The organism is Nonomuraea sp. CA-141351, from assembly GCF_050944675.1.
In the GTDB taxonomy this organism is placed as follows: domain Bacteria; phylum Actinomycetota; class Actinomycetes; order Streptosporangiales; family Streptosporangiaceae; genus Nonomuraea.
This window is the reverse complement of the sequence record NZ_CP191982.1, coordinates 2,912,851-2,935,466: the sequence shown is the minus strand read 5'-3', so window position 1 is coordinate 2,935,466 and position 22,616 is coordinate 2,912,851. Positions and strand designations below refer to the sequence as shown.

Annotated in this window: 20 protein-coding genes; 8 read left to right on the top strand and 12 right to left on the bottom strand. The window is 69.9% G+C overall.

Annotated elements, in window-relative coordinates; all coding sequences use genetic code 11:
• Positions 1–109 precede the first annotated feature (109 nt).
• Both ACQPWU_RS14290 and ACQPWU_RS14285 read right to left on the bottom strand, forming a co-directional pair.
• Positions 110–1,294 carry a nucleotide disphospho-sugar-binding domain-containing protein gene (locus tag ACQPWU_RS14290; RefSeq protein ID WP_433440049.1) on the bottom strand — a complete coding sequence of 395 codons (1,185 nt, stop codon included), beginning with the start codon at positions 1,292–1,294 and terminating at the stop codon, positions 110–112.
• Between the two features lie 61 nt (positions 1,295–1,355).
• Complete coding sequence (locus ACQPWU_RS14285; protein WP_433440047.1) at positions 1,356–1,721, bottom strand: SchA/CurD-like domain-containing protein; 366 nt, start codon at positions 1,719–1,721, stop codon at positions 1,356–1,358.
• A gap of 156 nt (positions 1,722–1,877) precedes the next feature.
• Between ACQPWU_RS14285 and ACQPWU_RS14280 the strand changes: the two genes are divergently transcribed.
• The 5 genes from ACQPWU_RS14280 to ACQPWU_RS14260 all read left to right on the top strand — a co-directional run bounded on the left by ACQPWU_RS14280 (position 1,878) and on the right by ACQPWU_RS14260 (position 7,822).
• Positions 1,878–3,434 (top strand): FAD-dependent monooxygenase, encoded by a 1,557-nt coding sequence (locus ACQPWU_RS14280; RefSeq protein ID WP_433440045.1) that lies wholly within the window; start codon positions 1,878–1,880, stop codon positions 3,432–3,434.
• Between the two features lie 5 nt (positions 3,435–3,439).
• Entirely contained in the window at positions 3,440–5,203 is a 1,764-nt protein-coding gene (locus ACQPWU_RS14275; protein ID WP_433445208.1) for an acetyl/propionyl/methylcrotonyl-CoA carboxylase subunit alpha, read from the top strand.
• A gap of 139 nt (positions 5,204–5,342) precedes the next feature.
• Complete coding sequence (locus ACQPWU_RS14270; protein WP_433440043.1) at positions 5,343–7,175, top strand: BTAD domain-containing putative transcriptional regulator; 1,833 nt, start codon at positions 5,343–5,345, stop codon at positions 7,173–7,175.
• Between the two features lie 9 nt (positions 7,176–7,184).
• A complete protein-coding gene (locus ACQPWU_RS14265) occupies positions 7,185–7,505 on the top strand; it encodes an antibiotic biosynthesis monooxygenase family protein (RefSeq protein WP_360694945.1) in 321 nt (106 codons plus the stop codon).
• Positions 7,505–7,822, top strand: coding sequence for an antibiotic biosynthesis monooxygenase family protein (locus ACQPWU_RS14260; protein ID WP_360694942.1), 318 nt, complete (start codon positions 7,505–7,507; stop codon positions 7,820–7,822). Before ACQPWU_RS14265 ends, ACQPWU_RS14260 begins: the two co-directional genes overlap by 1 nt.
• Positions 7,823–7,893: 71 nt before the next feature.
• On the opposite strand, the gene ACQPWU_RS14255 is transcribed toward ACQPWU_RS14260, so the two are convergent.
• The 4 genes from ACQPWU_RS14255 to ACQPWU_RS14240 all read right to left on the bottom strand — a co-directional run bounded on the left by ACQPWU_RS14255 (position 7,894) and on the right by ACQPWU_RS14240 (position 12,117).
• Positions 7,894–9,366 carry an FAD-dependent oxidoreductase gene (locus tag ACQPWU_RS14255; RefSeq protein ID WP_433440040.1) on the bottom strand — a complete coding sequence of 491 codons (1,473 nt, stop codon included), beginning with the start codon at positions 9,364–9,366 and terminating at the stop codon, positions 7,894–7,896.
• A 3-nt stretch (positions 9,367–9,369) separates the two neighbouring features.
• The gene (locus ACQPWU_RS14250; RefSeq protein ID WP_360694936.1) at positions 9,370–9,969 is read right to left on the bottom strand and encodes a nitroreductase family protein; all 600 of its coding nucleotides are present in this window, start codon (positions 9,967–9,969) and stop codon (positions 9,370–9,372) included.
• A gap of 2 nt (positions 9,970–9,971) precedes the next feature.
• On the bottom strand, positions 9,972–11,831 hold the full coding sequence (gene asnB / locus ACQPWU_RS14245; protein ID WP_433440038.1) for an asparagine synthase (glutamine-hydrolyzing): 1,860 nt from the start codon (positions 11,829–11,831) through the stop codon (positions 9,972–9,974).
• A gap of 85 nt (positions 11,832–11,916) precedes the next feature.
• Positions 11,917–12,117: a ferredoxin gene (locus ACQPWU_RS14240; RefSeq protein WP_360694929.1), complete on the bottom strand. Its 201-nt coding sequence runs from the start codon at positions 12,115–12,117 to the stop codon at positions 11,917–11,919.
• A gap of 148 nt (positions 12,118–12,265) precedes the next feature.
• Between ACQPWU_RS14240 and ACQPWU_RS14235 the strand changes: the two genes are divergently transcribed.
• Together ACQPWU_RS14235 and ACQPWU_RS14230 are read left to right on the top strand one after the other, a co-directional pair.
• Entirely contained in the window at positions 12,266–13,291 is a 1,026-nt protein-coding gene (locus tag ACQPWU_RS14235) for a methyltransferase (protein ID WP_433440035.1), read from the top strand.
• Between the two features lie 28 nt (positions 13,292–13,319).
• Complete coding sequence (locus ACQPWU_RS14230) at positions 13,320–14,783, top strand: peptide MFS transporter (protein ID WP_433440033.1); 1,464 nt, start codon at positions 13,320–13,322, stop codon at positions 14,781–14,783.
• Between the two features lie 64 nt (positions 14,784–14,847).
• Here the strand turns inward: ACQPWU_RS14230 and ACQPWU_RS14225 are convergent, their stop codons facing one another.
• From ACQPWU_RS14225 to ACQPWU_RS14215, 3 genes are read right to left on the bottom strand one after another with little or no spacing between them, the layout of a single operon-like run.
• Complete coding sequence (locus ACQPWU_RS14225) at positions 14,848–15,861, bottom strand: methyltransferase (RefSeq protein WP_433440031.1); 1,014 nt, start codon at positions 15,859–15,861, stop codon at positions 14,848–14,850.
• 12 nt (positions 15,862–15,873) lie between these two features.
• Positions 15,874–17,085, bottom strand: a complete 1,212-nt coding sequence (locus tag ACQPWU_RS14220) for an FAD-dependent oxidoreductase (RefSeq protein ID WP_433440029.1) — start codon at positions 17,083–17,085, stop codon at positions 15,874–15,876.
• Positions 17,085–17,939, bottom strand: a complete 855-nt coding sequence (locus ACQPWU_RS14215) for an LLM class flavin-dependent oxidoreductase (RefSeq protein WP_433440027.1) — start codon at positions 17,937–17,939, stop codon at positions 17,085–17,087. Before ACQPWU_RS14215 ends, ACQPWU_RS14220 begins: the two co-directional genes overlap by 1 nt.
• Before the next feature lie 164 nt (positions 17,940–18,103).
• Here ACQPWU_RS14215 and ACQPWU_RS14210 point away from each other — a divergent pair, with 164 nt between their 5' ends.
• The gene (locus ACQPWU_RS14210) at positions 18,104–19,105 is read left to right on the top strand and encodes an LLM class flavin-dependent oxidoreductase (RefSeq protein WP_433440025.1); all 1,002 of its coding nucleotides are present in this window, start codon (positions 18,104–18,106) and stop codon (positions 19,103–19,105) included.
• 59 nt (positions 19,106–19,164) lie between these two features.
• On the opposite strand, the gene ACQPWU_RS14205 is transcribed toward ACQPWU_RS14210, so the two are convergent.
• From ACQPWU_RS14205 to ACQPWU_RS14195, 3 genes are read right to left on the bottom strand one after another with little or no spacing between them, the layout of a single operon-like run.
• Positions 19,165–20,583, bottom strand: a complete 1,419-nt coding sequence (locus ACQPWU_RS14205; protein ID WP_433440023.1) for an NAD(P)/FAD-dependent oxidoreductase — start codon at positions 20,581–20,583, stop codon at positions 19,165–19,167.
• A 45-nt stretch (positions 20,584–20,628) separates the two neighbouring features.
• A complete protein-coding gene (locus ACQPWU_RS14200; protein ID WP_360694906.1) occupies positions 20,629–21,225 on the bottom strand; it encodes a class I SAM-dependent methyltransferase in 597 nt (198 codons plus the stop codon).
• Between the two features lie 8 nt (positions 21,226–21,233).
• The gene (locus tag ACQPWU_RS14195) at positions 21,234–22,460 is read right to left on the bottom strand and encodes an FAD-dependent oxidoreductase (RefSeq protein WP_433440020.1); all 1,227 of its coding nucleotides are present in this window, start codon (positions 22,458–22,460) and stop codon (positions 21,234–21,236) included.
• Positions 22,461–22,616 lie beyond the last annotated feature (156 nt).

The following is a 22,616-nucleotide window of genomic DNA, read 5'->3' as shown; positions in this document are numbered from 1 at the left end:
GTGAAGCCGAGAAAGGGATGCGGATAGAGATCGATGCCATGCCTTTCGAGCAGCATCCCGCCACGGTGTCGCCGAGCGAATGACTCGTGCGCGAATTTCGGGGTGGATCTCATTGTTCGACAGTCACCGCAGACGGTTGAGGGCGGCTCGCGCCCGGCTCGACGAGGAGGCTTTCCAGCGAGTTCACGACCCGGGCCGGGGACGGCTGGCCGGACATCTCTGCCTGCAGCCGCCGCGCCGCGGCCGCGTGATCCGGCTTCGCCAGCAACTCCGCGAGACGGTCCCTGATCGCTCCCGGCTCCGCGTCCGGCGCCGGGAGAACCAGGCCGGCGCCTGCCTCGGCCAGCCGCCCGGCATGGCGCTGGTGATCGGGCAGCCGCGGGAGGTGCAGCTGCGGCAGCCCGTGCGCCAGCCCGGTCAGCAGGGTGCCCGCGCCACCGTGAGCCACGACGAGATCACAGGCCGGCAGCAGCAGATCCAGCGGCGTCCCCTCGGTGACGTACGCGTCGGGCGGCAGTTCGCCGAGCAGCGGCCGCTGCTCCGGCGTGACCGCGACCACCACCTCCACGTCGAGGTCGCCGATCGCCCTGGCTACCTCTCCCGCCAGGAAGAGCTCAGGATCCACCCGGCTCGGCGTGGTGCCCCATGTGACGCACACGCGCGGACGGCCGGACGGCGCGGGCAGCGCGGCCGGCAGACTGCCGGGACCGTTGTGGGGCAGATAGCGCATCGGCAGCCGGCGGGAGCCGACGGGAACCTGCAGCCCGCCGGGGCACGGGTCCACGGTCGCCACGCCGAACGGATCGACGCCGTCCAGCCCGAGCTTCGCGCAGAGCGGGGCGAGCGCGTCCGGGAGGAACCGGCCGACGACGCTCATGAGATCGGTGCCGTACAGGTGCCGCACGGCCGGGATGCCGAGCGCCGCAGCGGCCAGCGGTCCCGCGAAGGCGGTGGGCTCGAACACGATGAGGTTCGCGCGCCACCGCCCGGCCAGCTCGACGAGATCGTCCGCCATCGCCTCCGCCAGCTCGGTCAGCAGGCCGAAGACCCGCGGCCCGCCGCCCGCCGGCCGCTGCGCCGACGGCGGCGGGAACACGATGTCGTGGAAGGTCGCCACCGCGTCCACGTCCCGCCCGACCGGCGCCGCCGGCAGGCCGGTTCGCAGAATCGCGCCGGTGAGCTCCGGCTGGCTCGCCACCAGCACGTCATGGCCGGCGGCCCGGCAGGCCCACGCCAGCGGCACCATCGCGTACAGGTGGGACGGCCACGCCCAGGTCGTGAAGATTATCCGCATGCGCCCAGGGCACCACGAGCTGGTTGTCGATGCCTCGAGTGGTACTGGAGGCACTCTCGACTCACCGCGGCACGGCCAGCTGGGTGATGGAGCGCAGCATGCTGCTCTTGAACGTCTTGACGAACCCCTCGGGGGTGCCGGTGTCGCGAGGGGAGTTGAGGTAGGGCTTGAGCTTGCGCTCGACCTCCTGAACGCCCGGCTGGACGGCCATGTGCTGCGCCACGGCGTCGAGGTCGCCTTCGAACTCGATGAAGCGGACCAGCAGGCCGTCCCTGATGAACACCGCCGTGGCCAGGATCCGCCCGGCCTGCTCGCCGTCGGCCCCCGGCACCACCGCCGACTTCGGCCGCTGGAAGCCGGAGAAGACCTCGGCGACCTGGTCCTCATAGCCGCTCTTGATGTCATAGGTGATCGCCACGAAGGGCATCGTGTCCTCCCAAGGGATGTTCCGGTCTGTACGGCACGCAGCATGCACCGCCGTACTCGGATGAGACTCGAAGCCACCCGCGACCCGAGCGAGGCTTGAGCCCGCCGTGGAACCCTCCGGCAAGCGCACCGCTGCAGCCGGAGAAGGAGAGCATTGATGACGACGCCTGACGAAAACGCCCCGGTCCTCATCGTCGGTGGCGGATACGCGGGCCTGGCCTCGGCACTGTTCCTGTCGGGGCATGGCGTGCGCCCGGTGCTGGTGGACAAGCAATCGGGCGTGTCCATCCAGGGCCGCGCGCGCGGGATCAACCAGCGGACCATGGAGCTCTATCGCCCCCTGGGCCTGGCCTCGCCCATCGCGGCGGCCGGCGCGCCCTTCGACACCGAATCGGGTGTCGTCCGGTGCGAGAGCCTCGCGGGCGAGTGGACCTGGCTGCTGGGGGACGATTCGCCGCGGGCCATTCCCGAGCTGACGGCCGGCGAGTACGTGATGGCCGACCAGCGCAGCGTGGAGCCGATCCTGATCGACGCCGTTCGTGGCCTGGGGGCCGACATCCGGTTCAACACGCAGTGCCTCTCGGTCGACGTGGACGCCGAGGGTGTCACGGCGGTGACCGAGGACCGGGTCAGCGGGGAGCGGCGCACCATACGGTCGGACTACCTGATCGCGGCCGACGGCTTCCGCGGCGCCATCAGGCGCCGGCTGGGCATCGACCACACGGGTCCCGGGGTCACGCAGAACTGGGTCACCTTCATCGTCGAGGCGGACCTGGCGGGCCTCCTGACCCAGCGGGCCATGCTCTGGATCGTGGTCAACGCCGAGATCGGCTTCGGGTCGTTCCTCACCACCGCGGTCCCCGGCCAGTGGGCGATCAGCTTCACCTACGACCCCGCCAAGGAGTCCGCCGCCGACTTCACCCCGGCACGATGCGAGAAGGTGGCCAGAACGGTCATCGGCCGGGACATCCCCGTCACGGTCCTGGACATCGCCTGCTGGGAGGAGGCCGTCGGGGTCGCCGATCGCTACCGCGACGGCCGGGTCTTCCTGGCCGGCGACTCCGCGCACGTCTGGTCGCCGGCCGGTGCGATGGGCGCCAATGCCGCGGTTCAGGATGCGCACAACCTGGCCTGGAAGCTCGCCGGGGTGCTCAACGGGTGGGCGGGAGAGGGCCTGCTCGACACCTACGAAGCCGAGCGCAGGCCGGTGGCGCGGACGCTGGCGGACATCACCGTCCGGCGGCAGCAGGCCAGATTCTCGAACCAGCCGTACGAGGACGATGTGGACGACCTGGTGTGCGCCCTCGGCCAGCGCTACGGGCACGACTCGGTCTACGGCGACCAGGTGGTGGGGCGAGCCGAGCCCGGCGCTCGTGCGCCGCACCTGTGGCTGCTCCACGAGGGGGGCCGGATCACCGTGCACGACCTGTTCCAGGATGCGTTCGTCCTGCTCACGGGGGCTGACGGCGCCGTGTGGACGGAGGCGGCGGACAAGTGCGCCGCCCAGCTGGGCGTCCCGTTGCGGGCCCATCGCGTCGGCCGGGAGCTGGTCGATGTGGACGGCGCCTGGGAGGCCCGCTACGACGTGGGCCGGGACGGCGCGGTGCTCGTGCGGCCCGACGGCTACGTGGCCTGGTGCGCCCCTTCGCCCACCGCGAACCCCGAGGCGGCGCTCCGCGGCGCGCTCGGCCGGACTCTGGCGAGACTGTCATGAGCGGCATCTCCAAGGTCCTGGTCGTCAACCGTGGCGAGATCGCGGTCCGGATCGTCAGGGCCTGCAAGGACCTGGGCCTGACCAGCATCGCCATCTACTCCGAACAGGACCTGAACGCGCTCCACGTCAAGCTCGCCGACCAGGCGTACGCGCTCGGCGGGACCAGCCCGGCCGAGACCTACCTGGCCATCGACAAGGTGCTGGCCGTGGCCGACCGTGCCGGCGCGGACGCTGTCCATCCCGGCTACGGATTCCTGGCGGAGAACGCCGACTTCGCCGAGGCCGTCCTCGATGCGGGGCTCACCTGGATCGGCCCGCCGCCCGGCGCGATCAGGGCGCTGGGTGACAAGGTCGCCGCGCGGCACATCGCGCAGAAGGTGGGCGCGCCGATGGTGGCCGGCACCGGCGAGCCGGTCGCCGGTGTGGAGGAGGTGCTGGCCTTCGCCTCCGAGCACGGGCTCCCGATCGCGATCAAGGCGGCGTACGGCGGAGGCGGCCGGGGCCTGAAGGTCGCCTGCACGATGGCGGAGATCCCGGAGGCGTACGAGTCGGCGGTACGCGAGGCGGTCACCGCCTTCGGCCGCGGTGAATGCTTCGTGGAGCGTTACCTGGAGCGGCCACGCCACGTGGAGACCCAGTGCCTGGCCGACACGTACGGCAAGGTCGTGGTGGTGTCGACCCGGGACTGCTCGCTGCAGCGGCGTCACCAGAAGCTCGTCGAGGAGGCGCCGGCCCCGTTCCTGACCGACGAGCAGCGTGAGCAGCTCTACACCAGCTCCAAGGCGATCCTGCGTGAGGCCGGCTATGTCGGCGCGGGCACCTGCGAGTTCCTCATCGGCCTGGACGGCGTGGTCTCCTTCCTCGAGGTCAACACCCGGCTGCAGGTCGAGCACCCGGTCACCGAGGAGGTGACGGGCATCGACCTGGTGCGGGAGATGTTCCGCATCGCGCAGGGCGAGGCACTCGGCTACGACGACCCGGAGCCGCGCGGCCACTCGATCGAGTTCCGCATCAACGCCGAGGACGCCGGGCGCGGATTCCTGCCCGCCCCGGGCACGATCGCGGCCTTCCAGCCGCCGACCGGACCGGGCGTGCGGCTGGACTCCGGGTACACGTCAGGCCAGTCCGTGCCGAGGGAGTTCGACTCACTGATCGCGAAGCTGATCGTGACAGGGAGTGATCGGGAGCGGGCGCTGCGACGCGCCCGGCGGGCGCTGGCCGAGTTCGGCATCGAGGGCCTGCCCACGCTCCTGCCCTTCCACCGCGCCGCGGTGGAGGAGCCCGCCTTCACGGGCGAGCCGTTCGCCGTGCACACCAGGTGGATCGAGACCGAGTTCGCCACTCCCATCGAGCCGCACCCGCACCCCGATGCCCCGGCCGAGGCCGCTCCCCGCGAGCGCGTCAGCGTCGAGGTGGACGGACGGCGCCTCGAGGTCGTGCTGCCTCCCGCCCTGACGAACGTCGCCCTGATGAACGGCGGTGCTCCCCCGGCGGCGCCCCGCCGCACCGCCACCAAGGCGTCGACGCCGGCAGGCGCCGACAGCGACGCGCTGGTCAGCTCGATGCAGGGGACCGTCGTCAAGGTCTTCGTGGCCGACGGCGACACCGTTGAGGAAGGCGAGACCATCCTGGTCATTGAGGCGATGAAGATGGAGCAGCCCGTCACCGCCCACAAACCAGGCGTGGTCACCGGCCTGTCCGCGACGCCGGGAGAGAGCGTCGCGTCCGGTGCCCTGCTGTGCCGGATCACCCCTAGTACTCGCCAGTAGGCCGCTATACCACAACCCTAGGGGTTGCTAGGAAAGAAGCTCAAAAATAGCCTTCGAGTGGAATTGATGCCGGACGTCCGAATTCCGCCGGAATCAACGTTGATTCCCTCAACATGCCATGCGCAGATTGAAGGGCACAATGAGCTTCCGCATACTCGGCCCGCTCGCGGTCATACACGAGAGCAGGGATATCACTCCCACCGCACCCAAGGTCCGCCAGGTTCTGGCTTTTCTCCTGGTACGCAAGGGCCAGATCGTGCAAATTAGCGAATTCATCGACGAGTTATGGGGAGATCATCCGCCGGAGAGCGCGATGACCACCCTGCAGACCTACATCTACAAACTCAGGAAAGAGGTCCTCGACCCGAGTGGCCTGGCCCGTTTGCACACACAGCAGTGTGGTTATCTGCTGGAAGTCCCGGACGAAAGCGTTGATGTCGGCATCTTTGAGAAGGCGACGCGCGAGGGCCGTTTGACGCTGGAGAGCGGCGACGCGCAGCGCGCCGGCGAGTTGCTGTCCGAGGCGCTGAGTGTGTGGCGTGGCCAGGCACTTCTCGGCGTCACCACGGGGGAGATCCTCTCCGCCCACGTGACGCGCCTGGAGGAGAACCGGTTGCGGGCTCTGGAACTGCACATCGAGGCCGACATGCGCCTCGGGCGCTATCGCGAGCTCATCAGCGAGCTGAAGACGCTCGTGCACAGCTATCCCCTGCACGAACGTTTCTACGGCGACCTCATGACGGCCCTGAACCGGTGCGGGCGCCGGTACGAAGCGCTGGAGGTCTATCGGCAGTTGCGCAAGGTGCTGATCGACGAGCTCGGGCTCGAACCGTCCGCAGCGCTGCAGCGCCTCCACCAGTCGCTGCTGAGTGCCGACGCCCCCAAACCGGCCGGGACCGCCCCGGCCCAGCCGTCGAGCAGCACCTCCCCGCCGCCCGCCGCGCTGACCGTTCCCGCGCAACTGCCGCCTGACATATCCGATTTCACGGGACGCGTGGCGGAGCTCGCCCGGCTCGCCCAGGTCCTCGCCGCGCCTCAGCCCGGCAGCACCGCGGCCCGGACGATCTCGATCACAGGGATGGGCGGCGTGGGGAAGACCACCCTGGCGCTGCACGCCGGGCACCTTCACCGGTCCCAGTTCCCGGACGGCCAGCTCTTCGCCGACCTCCACGGCGCCTCGGCCACCCCGGCGGCACCGGGAGACGTTCTCGCCGGCTTCCTGCGCTCGGTGGGGGTGCCGGACCAGCAGATCCCGCCGACGCTCGAAGAGCGGACCAACCTCTTCCGCACGTGGAGCAACAACCGGCGGATCCTGGTCGTCCTCGACAACGCCAGCGACGCCGCCCAGGTGACCCCCCTGCTGCCCGCGACGCCCCAGTGCGTCGTGATCGTCACCAGCCGCGAGGGACTGCAGAGCATGCCGGGCGTGACCAGCGTCGACCTCGGCGTGATGAGCCTGTCAGAAGGCACGCAGCTGCTCAGCCGCATCATCGGGGCCGAGCGGGTGGCCGCCGAGCCCGAGTACGCCGAGACGATCGTCGAGCTCTGCGGGCGGCTGCCCAGGGCCCTGCGATGCGTCGGCTCCCGCCTCGCCGCCGCCAGGGTCTGGTCGCTGCAGAAGATGGCGGCACTGCTGGAGTCGTCCCCTGCACCCCTCGACCAGCTGCGATTCGCCGAATTCGACGTGCGTGCGGACTATGACCACGCCTACTTCCGGCTTGATCCACACGACCGCAGCACGCTCCGCCTCCTCAGCCTGCTCCCCGCGCAGGACTTCACCGCCGTGACCGCCGCCGGGCTGCTCGGCAACGCCACCGACGCGGTGGAGGCCCGCCTGACCCGCCTCGCCGGCTGCCATCTGCTCGACGTCCGGGCGGACGACGCCGGCAGCATCCGCTACGGGATGCACAGACTCACTCGGCTTTACGCACGTGAACGGTTGAACCGCGAATTTCTCCAACCCGAGGATTGAGGTCACGTCATGTCACAGTCCCAGCCCGTCTTCCGCGTCCTGCTGCGCATGAACATCCACTCCGGCATGGAGGAGGAGTTCGAGCGGACGTGGTACCAGGTCGGCAAGGCCGTCACCGACCACCCCGCCAACCTCGGCCAGTGGCTCTCCAAGAGCGAGGAGGAGGAAGGCGTCTACTACATCATGAGCGACTGGGCCGACGAGCCGCGCTTCCGCGAGTTCGAGCACAGCGACGGGCATCTGGAGCACCGCACCAAGCTCCACCCGTTCCGCTCCGGCGGGTCGATGACGACCATGCAGGTCGTGTACGCGATGGGTGGAAAGCGCTGATGGCCGGTGCGCGGGCCAGGGTGCTGATCTACGCCGCCGCTCCGTCGGAGGAGCCTGACGCCGTCGAGTCGGCCTACCACCAGATCAGCAGCGCCTTGTCTGGCACGCCCGGCCTGCTCGGCAACGAACTGCTGCGCGCCGCCGACGACCCCGCGGCGTTCGTCGTGATGAGCGAGTGGGAGAGCCTGGCCGCGTTCCGCCGCTGGGAGGAGGGCGCGGGGCACCGCGACACGACCGCTCCGCTGCGCCGCCACCAGCGGGCGCCCGGCGGCAGGCCGTTCGGCATCTACGAGGTCACCGCGACCTACACCGCATAACGCCAAAAAGGTGGCCGCACCGCGTACGTACGCGGTGCGGCCACCTTTCCGTGTGCCGAGCCGGGGTGCGATCAAGCGTGCGAGCTCTCGAGGCGCGCGTGCTCGCCCTCGCCGCGGGCTTCGGCCGCCAGGATGATCTCCCGGAGCTCTTCCCTGCCCGGCCCCAGCTCCACGGGGGGCGCGGCCGCCAGCTGCCGCAGGTTGTCCTTGGCCCGCTGGACGATCTCGGGATTGTTGATCACGGTGTCGGCGGGACCCGCCAGGTTGATCCGGCGGCAGAAGGCACGGGAGAGCTCCACGTCGGACAGCACCCCCGCGGCCACGCCCTCGGCGATGAGCCGCTGCCGCTCCATCTCGGCCCGATCCTGCTCGGGCACCTCCTGACCGGTGATGCGGTAGATGCGGGCCCGGTCCATCGCCGCCGACTCCCGGTAGACGGCGTCGGCCTCGGCGGCGGTGGCGGCGTCGTAGGCGAGCGCCATGGCCACCGGATCGCCGTCATGCGCGGCGACCGCCTCCGCGGCGGCGAAGGCATAGGTGAGTGCCATCGACGCCCCCCAGCCGTAGGCCGGGTTGGTGGTGCACAGCGCGTCTCCGACGGCCAGCAGTCCCGTCACGACCGGCCGCCCGTCGGCGACGAACCGCCGGCGTACGTTGTGATGCCCGCCCATGATCTGGACGCCGGCCAGAGGGGTGGCGTTGGCCGGGTCTATCCACGGTGCCAGCGCCGGGATGCTGCGCGCGGCGGCCTCCCAGGTCCACGTGTTGCGCAGCGGCTGCAGGTTCTCACTGGGGTGCACTTCGAGGCAGAGGCCGAACGTGTCGTGGTCTCCAGGGAAGCCGATGTACATGAGGCTTTCGAGCTCGCCCCGGACGAGCATGGCGTTCTTCGGCAGGGCGCAGCCGGGCGTGAAACGGTAATAGCGGCTGAAGTAGACGGTCTGGCAGTCCTGGGTGTCGGCCTGGACGTGAACGCCCGCGGCGGCCAGCCACCGGGAGACCCGTGAACGCCCGCCGCCGCAGTCGAGCACGAGGTCCGCCGCCAGCTCGCGGCCGTCGGCCAGGCTGACCCCGCTCACCCGCGGCGGCCCGGACTCTCCTGGAGCGAACCGCAGCCCGTCCACGAGCTCGGGGCAGAGGAAAGTGATGCCGGGCTCGGCTTCGGCACAGCGCCGCAGCGCGAGCTCGAAGGCGGACCGGCGAGCCCACACGACGGTGAACTCCTCGTCGGAGGGCTCCCAGAGTTCCGGCGGGATGAACGTCTTGAAGACGTTGATCTCCTCGATGCCGTCGGCTCTGAGCTGGTCGAGGACCTCGGGCGCGTGCGCCGCCAGCAGCGTGCGCGCCCGGGCGGAGAAGCCGTGCGGCAGGCGGAACTGCGGGACGCCACGGCGCTTCCACTCCAGGAAGGGATCCAGCTCCGGGTCGGCGGGAGGCGGCGGGTCACGCTCGATCAGCGTGACCGGATAGCCGTGCCGTACCAGGCCGATGGACGCCGCCAGGCCGGCGATGCCGCCCCCGAGGACGACGATGCGCGGTTTCAAAGGTCACACCCGCCATTCGATGAGCTGGTCGTTGGGCAGGCGGGTCGCGGCATTGGGCGGCACGGGCAGCACCCGGTCGTGGTCCGGGTGGCCGATGGTGATCACGCCGGCCAGGGCGAGATCGTCCGGCAGGCCGGCCACTTCCGCCAGGTCGGCCAGCTCGTCGGTGTAGACGGAGCTGAAGAACCCGGTCGCGAGCCCCTCGTTGAGCGCGGCGAGCTGCAGCAGCATGAACAGCGCGCCGCAGTCGAACCACCAGAACGGCACGGGCCAGGGAATCTCGGTGTAGCCGGGCCTGACCTCCTCCGCGCCCCCGTAGCGCTCGTGGTAGGACTGCTCCCGCGTGCACAGGTAGATGTGCACCGGCGCCGACGCGATCCACCGGGGGAAGCCCAGGTCGACGTAGCGTCCCTCGGCGATGTCGGCGGCCTGCTGCCGGAGCTTGGGATCGGTCACGACGACGAGCCGGTGCCCCTGGCTGAACCCCGCGCTCGGCGCCCGCCGCAACGCCTGCAGGACGCGGTGCAGCACCTCGTCGGCCACGGGCTGATCCTTGTAGCTGCGCATCATCTGGCGCTTGCGCAGCACGTCGGCGAAGTCCATCGTCAGATCTCCAGCTCTACGTCGTACTGCCTCATCCAGGTGTTGAACTGCAACGTCATCTCGATGTGCATCCTGCTGATCCACTCGTTGGAGCGATCGGACGGCTCCTCGAGCGTGTGCCGGATCGCGTCGACGTCGAGCAGCGGGAGAGCCGGCGACGAGGGATCGTTGATCAGGGCCGTCAGCTCGCCGTGCAGCATCCGCGTGTAGGCCGGGTCCTGCGTGACCGGCCACGGGCTCTTCTTGCGGTCCAGCACGGTGCCCGGCACGAGATCCCGTACGGCCGCGCGCAGGATGCTCTTCTCCCTGCCGTCGAAGGTCTTGAACATCCACGGCGTGTTGTACATGTACTCGACCAGCCGGTGGTCGGCGTACGGCACGCGAAGCTCGAGACCGTGCGCCATGGAAAGGCGGTCGTCCCGATCGAGCAGCATGGGCAGCCAGCGGGTCAGGGTGACGTAGCTGACCGAGCGCATCTGCCGCTCCTCGGCGTCCTCCCCCTCCTGATGCGGCACTTCCGCCAGAGCCTGGCTGTAGTGGTCGGCGTAGAAGCCCTCCATGTCGAGCTTGCGCATCAGGCCCTGATCGAACAGGCCCCTGCCCTGGCCGCGGGGTGAGCCCGGCTGCCGGAGCTCGTTGGCCGTCCAGGGGAAGGTGCCGGCGTTCAGCAGCTCGGGGACGAACATCCAGTTGTAGCCGCCGAAGATCTCGTCGGCCACCTCGCCCGCCAGCGCCACCGTGGAGTGCGTCTTGATCTCACGGGAGGTGAGGTAGTTCGAGGTGTCCATGTCGCCCAGCGTCGTCGGCATGTCCTGGGCCAGCAGCACCTCCAACCGGGTCCGCGGGTCCATCAGGTCGCTGGTGTTCAGCATGATCCTGATGTGATCGGAGCTGATGTGCCGCGCCATCTCGGCCGCGTAGGGTTCGTCCGGCGAGAACCGGACGTCGTCCGGCTGGAAGTTCTGGGCATATGTGTCGAACGTGGTCACGAACGTGCGCACCCGCTCGCCGTCGAGCTTCCACCGCCATTTGGCGGCGATCGCGGTGACGGCGCTGGAGTCCAGGCCGCCGGACAGCGCCGTGCACAGCGGGACGTCCGCCTCCAGCTCACGCAGGACGATGTCCTCGAGCAGTTCGCGGACGTGGGCGATGGTCCCCTTGATGTCGTCGGTGTGCGGCCGCGCCTCCAGCGCCCAGTACGTCCGCTCCACCACGCCGTCGCGGCCGACGGTCAGCGAGTGACCCGGCAGCACGGCCTGCATGTCGCGGAAGACGGCCCGGCCCGGGGTCTTGGCGGTGGCGAAGAGCTCGCGCAGCCCGTCGAGCGTCACCGCCGGCCGTACCAGCGGGTTGGCCAGCAGCGCCTTGGGCTCGGAACCGAACAGGATCCCGTCCGGCAACTTGGTGTAGAAGAGTGGCTTGACGCCGAGGCGGTCACGGGCCAGGAACAGTTCCTCGCGGCGCACATCCCAGATCGCGAAGGCGAAGATGCCCTCGAGGTGCTTGGCGCAGTCGCTCCCCCACTCGAGGTAGGAGCGCAGGACGACCTCGGTGTCACTGCGCGTGCGGAACTCGTGTCCTCTGGCCCGCAGCTCCGTCCGCAGCTGCTTGAAGTTGTAGACCTCGCCGTTGTAGACGATCACGGCGATGGTGCTGCCGTCCTCCTCGACGGCCAGCGGTTGCGCACCACCGGCCACGTCGATGATCGCCGTACGTGTGTGTCCGAGCCCGATGTGGCCACGCAGCCACAGGCCCTGGTCGTCAACGCCTCGTTTGGCCAGCGCGTCGGTCATCGCCTGCAACGTCGCCCGCTCGGGCGTCAGGTCTCGTCCGAAGTCCGCCCAGCCGGCGATACCGCACATCCACATCTCCTTCGGTTGGTCCGCAAGCTTCGCCCCAGCATGTGACCGACGAGTCCAGCCGACCTCGACGACCACTCGACCGGGCCTAGGCGGACGTCTCCCGGATGTGGATCGACCGGGTGGGGCAGCCGCGGGCCGCGTGCCGTACGGCGTCGTGCAGCTCGGCCGGCGGGTTGGGGTCGAGCACCTCGACCGAGCCGTCCTCGTCCTGGTCGAAGACGTCGGGGACGTCGTAGACGCACAGGCTGGCTACCGCGCAAGTGTCCTTCGTCGCGCTCACATGCATCGCTCTCACCCGTTTCGGTAGGGGGAGCCCTCACTGTGCGAGACGCGGTTCGCGAGCGGCTCGAGGGCCTGTCTTCGAGTGAGGTTCCACGGCGCTGCGGCATGGTCTCGGTGACGTCAGAGCGTTATGGATGGAAGGAGGCCGGCCGATGACGCACAGCGCTCCCGGCTCCGTGCACGACATTCTCCGGCTCGGCAACGCGTTCTGTGAGGCCCAGGCGCTGCTCACCGCGGTGGAGCTCAACCTGTTCACAGTGCTGTGCGACGGCTCGGCCACCGAACCCGACATCGCCCGCCTGCTGGGCCTGCACGGCCGGGGGCTGCGTGACCTCCTCCGGCTGCTCGTCGCGCTCGGCCTGCTGCGGGAGGACGACGGCCGCTACCGCAACGCCGAGGTCGCGGAGCACCACCTCGTGGAGGGCAGGCCCGGCTACGTCGGAGGCGCGCTGCTCGGTGCCAAGGCGAACCTCTATCCGGTCTGGGGAGAGCTGACCGAGACGCTGCGCAGCGGCCGGCCGCGATCGGCCTCCGACGGTTTCGCCGCCATGCTGAACGACCCCGCGGAACTGCGGCGGTACACCCGCATGATGGACGGCGCCCTGCAGCCACTCGTGCCGGGAATCCTCAAGGCCGTCGACTGGGCGGCCCACCGGACCGTCCTGGACGTCGGCGGGTGCCGGGGCGACCTGGTGGGGCAGCTCGTCCAGTCCCACCCGGGCCTGACCGGGCACGTGTTCGACCTGCCGCAGATGGAGCCGCTGTTCGACGAGCACATGGCCGAACTGGGCACGACCGGGAGGGTCCGGTTCCACTCCGGGGACTTCTTCGCCGACCCGCTGCCCCCTGCCGACATCGTGATCCTCGGTCACATCCTGCACAACTGGTCACGTGACCGGCGGGAGCAGTTGATCCGCGCCGCCTTCCAGGCCGTCAGCCCCGGCGGCGTGCTGCTGGTGCACGACCGGATGATCGACGCCGCGCACCCGACCGTCGACAACCTCGTGACGAGCCTGGTCATGGCCCTGGTCACCGAGGAGGGCGAGGAGTACGCCATCGACGAGCTGGTCGGGCTCGCCGTGTCCGCGGGCTTCACCTCCGTGAGCCACCAGCCGCTCGACCACAACGAGACTCTGGTCGTCTGTCGGAGCGCGCACTCTGGTCGTCCTCGATCCTGACTCGATCCCCTCGGCGGACGCTCGGAGCATGACATCCCCATCCTGGTCCAAACGTTCGTTCGTCACGCTCTTCATGAGCGACCTGTGGGAGCGCTTCGGCTTCTACGGCATGCTCGCCATCCTGGTCCTGTACTTCAGCGCTCCCACCGCCGGCGGGGGTCTCGGGCTGGCGCCCACCGACTCCGCGGCGCTGGTCGGGGTCTATCTCGGCCTGACCTTCATGCTGTCCCTGCTCGGCGGTTGGGTGGGCGACCGGATCCTCGGCCCGCACACCGCGACGCTGTACGGCGCCGTCACCGTGTCGGCCGGCTACTTCGTGCTCGCCGCACCCTCGACCGCGGTCACCGGTGTCGGGCTGCTGCTGGTGGCGATGGGCACGGCGATCTACAAGCCGAACCTCACCACCATGCTCAACCTGCACTACCAGCGCGTCCGCAGCGAGCGCGAGGCCGCGATCTCCATGTTCTACGTGGGCATCCAGGTCAGCGCCCTGCTGGCCCCGCTGGTGACCGGCTACCTGGGCGAGCGGGTCGACTGGCACGCCGGTTTCGCCGCGGCCGGGGTGACCTCCGTCGCCTGCGCGCTGACGTACTGGCGCGGCAGCCGCAGCTTCGACACCGCCGGCACCCTCACCGTCAACCGGGCGAGCGGTCCGGAGCTGCGGCGATTCGGCGTGCGCGCGGCGATCCCGGCGGTCTTCCTGCTGGCGGCGGCGGTGGGGCTGATCCCGCTGGGGCTGACCATCGCCATCTGCGGCCTGAGCATCATCGTGGTGCCGTTCGTGGCCTTCTGGCTGCTCCGCCGCCACCCCGACCTCACCGCGGCCGACCGGCGGCGCCTGTCCGTCTTCCTCTGGCCGCTGTGCGGTTCCGCGCTGTTCTGGCTGATCGCCGGGCAGGACGGCTCGATGCTCAACCTCTTCGCCCTGCAGTCCACCGACCGCGAGGTCCTCGGCTTCGTCCTGCCCGCCAGCTGGCTGCAGTCCGCGACGCCGCTGTTCATCCTGCTCGCCGCGCCGCTGCTGGCGTGGTACTTCAAGCGCCACGGACAGTACGTCAACGTGGCGGTGAAGTTCTCGGTCGGGCTCGTCATCGTCGGGTTCAGCTTCATGATCATGGCGGGCGCCGCCTGGCTGGCGGCTTCGGGCGAGAAGACCTCACCCCTGTGGCTGATCTCGGTCTACATCCTGCACGCCCTCGGCGAGCTGATCATCGCGGCGGTCGGCATCAGCGCCGCCTTCGAGGTCGCTCCCCCGGCCTTCCGCGCCCGGATGATCGGTCTGTGGTGGCTGTTCTCCGCGCTCGGCGCCGGCCTGGCCAGCCAGGTGGTGCGGGTGACCGCGGTCATCCCCGACTCCCTCTACTACCTCGTCATCGCCGTGATCGTCACGGGTTTCGGCCTCGCGGTGGCGTACCGGCGTGACCGGATCGCCACGGGCATCGTCAGGCCGGCCGAGGTCGCCGAGCCGTCAGCACCCACAGTCCTCCACTAACCCCCCCGACACGCGAAGGCCGGTGACGGATGATCCGTCACCGGCCTTGGCATGCGGTGGGAGCTCAGCTCGCCTTTCGGGCGATCACGAGCGTGTCGTCGTCGCCGAGCAGGCGCACCTCGACCGAGGCGAACCCGGCCGCCTCCGCGTGGCTCCGCAGCTCGCCCACGGTGTACTCCGACCCTCCATCGGTGACCAGCAGCATGTCCAGGCTGATCACCAGGTTCTCGATCCGGCTGGACGAGCGGTCGAGCATGCGGTCGTAGACCACGAGCACGCCCCCGGGGTTGACGGCGTGGTAGGCCTTCTCCACCAGGAACTTCCGCTGCTCAGCCGACCAGTCGTGCAGAACGTGACCCATGACCACGATGTCGGCGCTGGGCAGCGGGTCGTCGAAGAAGCTGCCCCCGTGGAAGGTCACCTTGCCCGTCAGCCCCTGCTCGGCGGCGAGCTCCTCGGCGAAGGGCGCCATCTGCGGCAGGTCGAACACCGCGCCGGCGAGGTGCGAATGCGCCTTGACGATCTGCGAGGCCAGGGCGCCGCGGCAACCACCGACGTCCAGCACGGAGTCGTACTCGCCCCAGCCGTCGTAGGCCTCGATCAGCTGCGGGCCGAGCGTGCGCGTCAGCGCGTCCATCGAGTTGATGAACTGACCGAGGATCTTCGGGTTCTCGACCACCTCGTCGAAGTGGCTCCCGGTCTGCGACTCCCCGGTGCGCAACGCCTCGGAGAGACGGCCCCAGGCCGGATAGAGGTTGCGGTTCGACCTCTCGATGAACCCGCCGATGTACGGCTCCGAGCCACGCACCAGATACTGGTCGGCGCCCGCGCTGTTGCGGTAACGGCCGTCCTCTCGCTCCAGCAGGTTCAGCTCGACCAGCAGGTCGAGCCAGTCGGACAGGCCGCGGCCGTGCAGGCCGAGGCGCTCACGGATCTCCTCGGCGGAGGCCTCGCCGCCGTTCAACGCGGTGAAAAGGCCGAGTTCCACGGCGGTCAGCAGCGCTTTCGCGTCACAGAAGGAATTGGCCAGCCGGATGATCCCGGAAGGCTTGCTGGTGTCCACGGCTGTAGTCGTCACGTACGCATCTCCCTACGATTCTGGGTCGACATCGATCTTCCGCATGGACCATTTGGCGATCTTCAGCGACATCTCGATCGCTTCGGTCGCGTATCGCACCATCTCGGCCTGATAGCCGGCCACCGCGTCCGCCAGCGACACCTCGCCGCGTGAGACGGCCGCGAGGGCCTGGCTGAGCGCGCCGGCATCGCGCAGCGCGGTGTTCGCCCCGACGCCGCCGGTCGGCGGCATCGTGTGCACGGCGTCTCCGAGGGGGACGACCTTGCCCTCGCCCCAGGGCTCGACGGGCACGGTCGCCTTCAGCGTGAGCGGGTAGGTCTCGGCCGCCTCGGCGTGCGCGAACACGCCGCGGAGGTCGGGATGCCACTCGGCGGTCCGCTCGAGCACCAGCTCGCGCAGCTCCTCGCCGGTCATGGAGAGGAACACGGAGTCGGGTATCCCGAGCACGTCTCGGTGCACGCTGAACACCGACATGTAGTAGTCCTCCGCCTGGTCCATCTCCACGCCAGGCCACAACCGCTCGGCCGCCTCGCGCGGCGTGTCGCGGAAGACCATGGGCATCAGCGCCAGTCGGAGCCCGTTCGCCCCGGTGACGTTGACGAACCGGTCGCGCAGCACCTCGGGCAGGCCGGCCTTGATGGCGGCGGCCCTCGGCGTACGGGAAAGGATCGCGCGAACGCCGAGGTCGAGGTGCTGGTGATCCGGCCGCAGCTGCTTGCGCACCTGCGAATTGGCGCCGTCGGCCGCCACCAGCACGTCGCCGGTGACCGATTGGCCGCCGGAGAAGTGCGCCACGACCTTGTCGCCCACCTGCTCGAAACGGGTGAACCGCCGGCCGAAGTGCACCACCCCGTCGAGACCCGTGAGCAGGACGCGCCGCAGCGTCATGCGGTCGACCGCGTCGATCTTGTCGGGCGCGTCCCCGCGGGCGTCGCCGAACTCGGGGGCCCACTGCGGGTTCAGCTGCTCGTCGTAGGCGGCCAGGCCCTGCTCGTGCCGCAGGTTCGCGGTCGCGGCGAGCAGGTCCTGTGCGCGGCGGGGCAGGCAGTCCCGCAGCGCGCTCTCCCCTTCCGGGCTGATCCGCAACCGGTAGCCCTGCATCCGGCCGCGGGGCGACTCGTCACGCTCGTAGACGTGAACGTCCTCCACCCCCGCCTGTTTCAGCCCCTGGGCGAGGCAGAGCCCGCCGATGCCGCCACCGATGATGATGATCCGTAGCGGCATCACAGCACCACGTCGGCGATCCGGTCGAGGTGGTCCGGATCGGCCGTGCAGGAGAGGATCAGCAGCTCGTCGCAGCCGTTGGCCGCGTAGGCGGCCGCCGCGTCCTTGAGCACGCTCTCGTCGGTGACGGCGCCCTTCGCGAGGTGCTCGGCCATGGTGCCCATGTAGGCGTAGTAGCTGAGCATGTGCTCGGTGGCCCGCTCCTTGCCGCCGGGGCCGAGGGACACGTAGCAGTTGGTGCCCATTCTCGGCGAGCCGGTGCGGCCCTCCTCGTCCCACAGCTCCTTGAACCTGGCCACCAGATCGGGGAACTTGTGCGGCGGGCCGCCGGGCGAGATCCAGCCGATGCCGTACTTCGCCGCCCGGCGCAGGCCCGCGGGCGAGTGCCCGCCGGCCCAGAACGGGATGTCGCCGTTGACGGGACGGGGACCGACGCCCGGGACCGGCCCTTCGCCCTTCCAGACCTCCCTGAGCTCCTCGATCATCGCGTCCAGCCGCCTGCCACGGGTGTGGTAGTCGGTGCCCGTCGCGACGTAGTCGTCCTCGCGCATTCCAGCGGAGACACCGACGATGAGGCGGCCCCCGGACAGGCGATCCAGGCTGGCCAGCTGCTTGGCCAGTTCCACGGCGCTCGGCCGGTAGGCGGCCAGCAGGATCGCCGTCACGAGCTTGATCCGCTCGGTCACGGCCGCCGCGGCGGAAAGCGTGACGATGCCGTCGTAGTTGTCGTAGACCATCCGATCGACCACCGTCAGGCTGCTGAATCCGAGGCGCTCGGCGCGGCGCGCGAACTCGATCAGCTGGCTGCCGTCAGCGCCGGGAATGGTAGTCGGAAGGCATACTCCGATATCCATGAACGCTCCTCTGTGCTTGCCTGGCTACCGGCGTGCACAAGTCTCCGAGCGGTCGCTGGGGGCGCGGTCGAGCCTGGGTCGATACGCCTGGCCGGCGCATTCGACGACGCGTCGAGTCCGCCTGGCTATTTTCGGCTTCCGAGCCGAACGTCGAAAGGTATGCCATGAAGCTGGGCGCGATCATCGAGTGGACGGACGACCTCGCCGTATTTCGCGATGTGGTTCGCCTCACCGACGAGCTCGGATATGACGTCATCGGGGTCGGGGACACTCCGGCCCGCGCCTACGAGTTGTTCGTGTCGCTCGCCGTGGCGGCGCAGGAGAGCAAGAACGCGACGCTGACGACCATGGTCACCACGCCGTTTCTGCGACACCCGGTCGCCACCGCCACCGCGATTTCCACTTTGCACGAGCTGACGGGCGGCCGGGTCCATCTCTCCCTGGGCAACGGCGGCAGCACCAGGCGCGTCGTCGGGCGCTCCCCCGTGGGCTCGCCGCGGCAGCTGTTCGACTACCTGCGGGCCGTACGGGAGATCCTCAACGGCGGGACGGCGGAGGTCGACGGCTTCACCACCGAGGCGCTCACCCGGGTGCATCCCATGCCGATCCACGTGGCCGCTGACTACCCGCAGAGCCTGCGCCTGGCGGGTGAGACGGCCGACGGGGTGATCACCACGGTCGGGATGTCGGCCGAGCACGTGGAGCGGAAGATCGCCCTGATCCGGGAGGGCGCGGAGCAGGCCGGCCGCGATCCTGACGCGATCGAGATCTGGGGCTTCAGCTTCATGGCCGTCCGCGACACCCGGGAGGAGGCGATCTCCGAGATCGCCGCCGCCCTGGCCTCCGACGTCGCCCTGCGCCTGAAGGCGCAGCACATGCGCAAGCTCGTCCCCTCCGATCTGCTGGGCGCGGTGGAGGAGATGGAGCGCCGCTACGACGTCTGGGACTTCGTTCATGGGGGCAAGAACGCGCGTTTGCTGGAGGAGCTCGGACTCACCGACTTCGCCCTCTCGCTCACCGGCGTGGCGGGGACCGTCCCGGAGGTGGCCGAGCAGCTGAAGGTGCTGGAGTCGGTTGGCGTCACGGGGATGCTCGCGGCGCTGCCCGTACTGGCCGACCCGGCGACGACACTGCGCGGGCTCCGCAAGGCGGCCGATTCCCGCTGACGAGCACATTAAACCGGCCCCCACCCGGGAGGTGGGGGCCGGTTCTTTGTGGTGCCTGCTCAGCCGACGGTGTCGAGCTCCTGCGCGGGCTGGCTGGAACGCAACCCGAGCCGGGGCTGGGTGACCAGATACAGCCCGCCGACGGCGTTGGCCGGGTCGAACGGCGACTGCTTGATCTCGTGAACCCGGTTGAGGTTGTTCAGCGGGTTGGGGTCGCCGCTCTCGGCCCCCTGCAGGTGGGCCTGGACCAGCTTGTACGCCTGCTCCGCGTCGTTGAGGTCGGCGATCCCGGTGATGATGCGGTCGAACGCGGCCTGCACTTCCAGGTGATCGCGCTCGCCCGTGGTCAGCCGCTGGGCGTTGTAGAAGTGGTGCTCCTTGCCCCGGTAGCTCTCGTAGAACACCGAGACCAGCACGAGCAGCCGCTGGTAGGCGTGCTGGTAGACGTGGGAGTAGAAACGCCCCGCGTCCTCTTCCTCGACCTCGCCGCGCAGCACGCTGGACAGACTGGCCGCGGCGAGCATCGCGCTGTAGGTGGCCAGGTGCACGCCGGTGGACAGCAGCGGGTCGAGGAAGCAGGCGGCGTCACCGGCCAGCTGGTACCCGGGACCGGCGAAGGTCTCGGTGACGTAGGAGTAGTCCTGCTCGACCTTCATCGCGCCCACCTGCTCGGCGCCTTCCAGCATGGCGAGCACGGACGGGCACTTGGCCAGGGCCTCGTCGTAGACCGCCTGGACGTCGCCGTTCAGCCGGTTGCGGCTGTCCCTGAACAGGTCGCGCCCGGTGACCAGGCCGACGCTCAACGTCCCGTCGTGCAGCGGAATGGCCCAGAACCAGCCGTCCTCGATGGAGCACACCGCGATGGCGCCCTTGGGTCCCTTGCCGAGCGGCTTGGCGTCCTTCCAGTACGTCCACGCCGCGACGTTCTTGAACACCTCGTGCATCCGGCGGCTCTTGAGGTGCCGGGTGGCCAGCACGCCACTGCGGCCCGAGGCGTCGATGACGTGGCCGAACGTGATGCGTCCCGACCGGCCGGAGTCCTTGGTCTCGTACCAGTTGGCCGCGACCGCGCGGTCGCCGTCGAACTCGATGTCCCGCACGCTCACTCCCTCGTGCACCTCGACACCGAGCTCGCGGGCGTGGTCGAGAAGGAGCTGGTCGAATTCGCTGCGGATGACCTGCCACGCGTTGGGCGTCTCGTCGCCCATGTTGCTGAATTTCACCTCCCACTCCTCGGGGCCCCAGGCGAAGAAGGCACCGCCCTTGGGCTGGAAACCGTGGGCCTCCACCTTGTCCCAGACCCCCAGCAGTTCGAAGATCGGGCGGCAGGAGGGCAGGATCGACTCACCGATGTGGTAGCGGGGGAAGCGGTCGCGTTCCAGAAGGGTCACCTGGAAGCCTTCACGGGCCAGTAATCCGGCCGCAGTCGCGCCGGCGGGGCCGCCCCCGATGATCAGAACCTGGGTTGATTCGCGCATGACTGGATCCTTCCGTCCTCGGGTTGAAGGTCGCTCGTACACCGGTCAAGGGCGACGACGCAGCAAGAAGCAGGCTGAGCCGCTGCCGGAGACCGGGGCAGCGAGCCGGCGGATCGTGAAAGTTTCCTCATACAGCTCCCGTTCCTCTCCCGGCCGGAGCCGGCCGGGATATCTCATGCGCTCCCATCGCCACCAGGGGATGTCGTTGTAGAAGCACCACATGAGGACGAGCCCACCCGGGCGCGTCCACTCCGCCACGTGCGCCGCGACCGCCCTCCGCTTCGCGGGGGCCACGTCGTCGAGCGACCCGTAGTCCAGGATCAGGTCGTACGGCCCGGCGACGCCGTCCACCTGTGGCGCGGTGAAGTCGGCCCTGACGAGGTCCACCTCCACGCCCGCGGTTCTGGCCGCGCGGTGTGCCTTGGCCAGCGCCGTGGGAGAGAAGTCCACCCCGGTGGTCTCGAACCCCTGCTGGGCGAGGAAGACCGTCTGCGTGCCGTCGCCGCATCCGAGGTCCAGCGCGCGGCCGGGACCCGCGATCTCGCCGCCGGCCAGCAACTGCGCGAGTTCCGGTCGAGGCTCGCTGGTCTCCCAGGGCGCCCCGACGCGATACATGAAGTCGTAGCTTCTCCGACCGGCCATGCCACACCTCATCTCGTCCTGGCGCCGGACAGTCGAGCGGCGCCCGCGCCGACCGGCTCGTCCCAGTCGATCCGGTGGCGGTGCTGGTAGCCGAACGTCCGCTCCGGTCGCAGCACCGTCCTCATCGCCAGGGGCAGCACCATGCTCATCAGCCCGCCCGCCACCGGTCCGAGCAGCTTGCTGCCGTTGGTTCTCGAGGCCTGTGAGATGACCCGCTCGACCCTTGGGCGGCGCAGGCGCTCGTACGCGGCGAAGGCGCTCGGCGGGTCGGGCAGGTCGCGAAGGCAACGGGCCAGCTGGACCGCGCTCTCGATGGCCAGCGAGGCGCCCTGGCCCGAGCTGGGTGAGGGCGCGTGCACGGCGTCGCCGACGAGGACCATCCGGCCCCGGTGCCAGCGCGGCACGCTCGGCATGATCTCGACCGTGCCCAGGACGATCAGGCTCTCGGGCCTGGTGTGCCGGATCAGGTCCGCGGCGGGCACGTCGTCGACGTAGACCTCACGCAACCGGCGCAGCCACTCGGCCGCCGGCACCTGGCGGGCCTGGGCGGCGGTCATCGGCTCCGCGTGGGGAAGGTTGGCGAACCAGCCGGTCCGGCCGTCGGGCTGCAGCCAGTAGCCGAGGAAGGCCCGCCTGCCGAAGGCGAACCACAGGTCGTCCGGGTCGGCCGGGACCACATAGTCCGCCAGGCCGTCGAAGTTCAGCAGCGGAACGTGCCGCGGCCCTGGGGCGCCGGGGTCGATGAGGGTGCGGACCGTGGAGCGGATCCCGTCGGCGCCGATCAGGATGTCCCCGCTCGCGGTGCTGCCGTCGGCGAACCTGGCCGTGACGCCTCCCGGCGTCTCCTCGGCGCCGATGAGGCGCTTGCCGTACACGATCCTGACGCCGTTCGCCGTGGCATGGTCGTGCAGCGGGCCATAGAGGTCGCTGCGCCACATGGTCTGGCTGGCCTCGAGTCCCGGCAGGCCGGGCAGCTCGCCGAGCCGCCTGCCACGGCCGTTCGCCACGACCATGCGCCTGGTCGGCTGGCCGACCTTGCGCACCGTGGCGTCCGCGCCGGTGATCGCCAGCGCGGCGAAGCCGTTGGGCGCGATCGTCAGCACGCTTCCGACTCCCTCGGCGGGGCCGGCGTACGCCTCGTAGACGGTCGCCTCGATGCCCGCTCTGCGCAGCGCCAGCGCCAGCACCGGTCCGGCGATGCCGCCACCGATGACCAGCGCGCTGCCTATCGCCATCGTCGAGCCTCCCGAACGGTTGGGGTGAGCTGTGGCGAAACGGTAGGCGCGGGGGCTAGACGGCCGCTGGAGCCTGCTTTCGAGGCAGATGCGAGCGCCTCCGGTTAGAACCGGAGAGATCCCGCGGGGAGTCGTAATAGTTGGTGTCGCATAGTT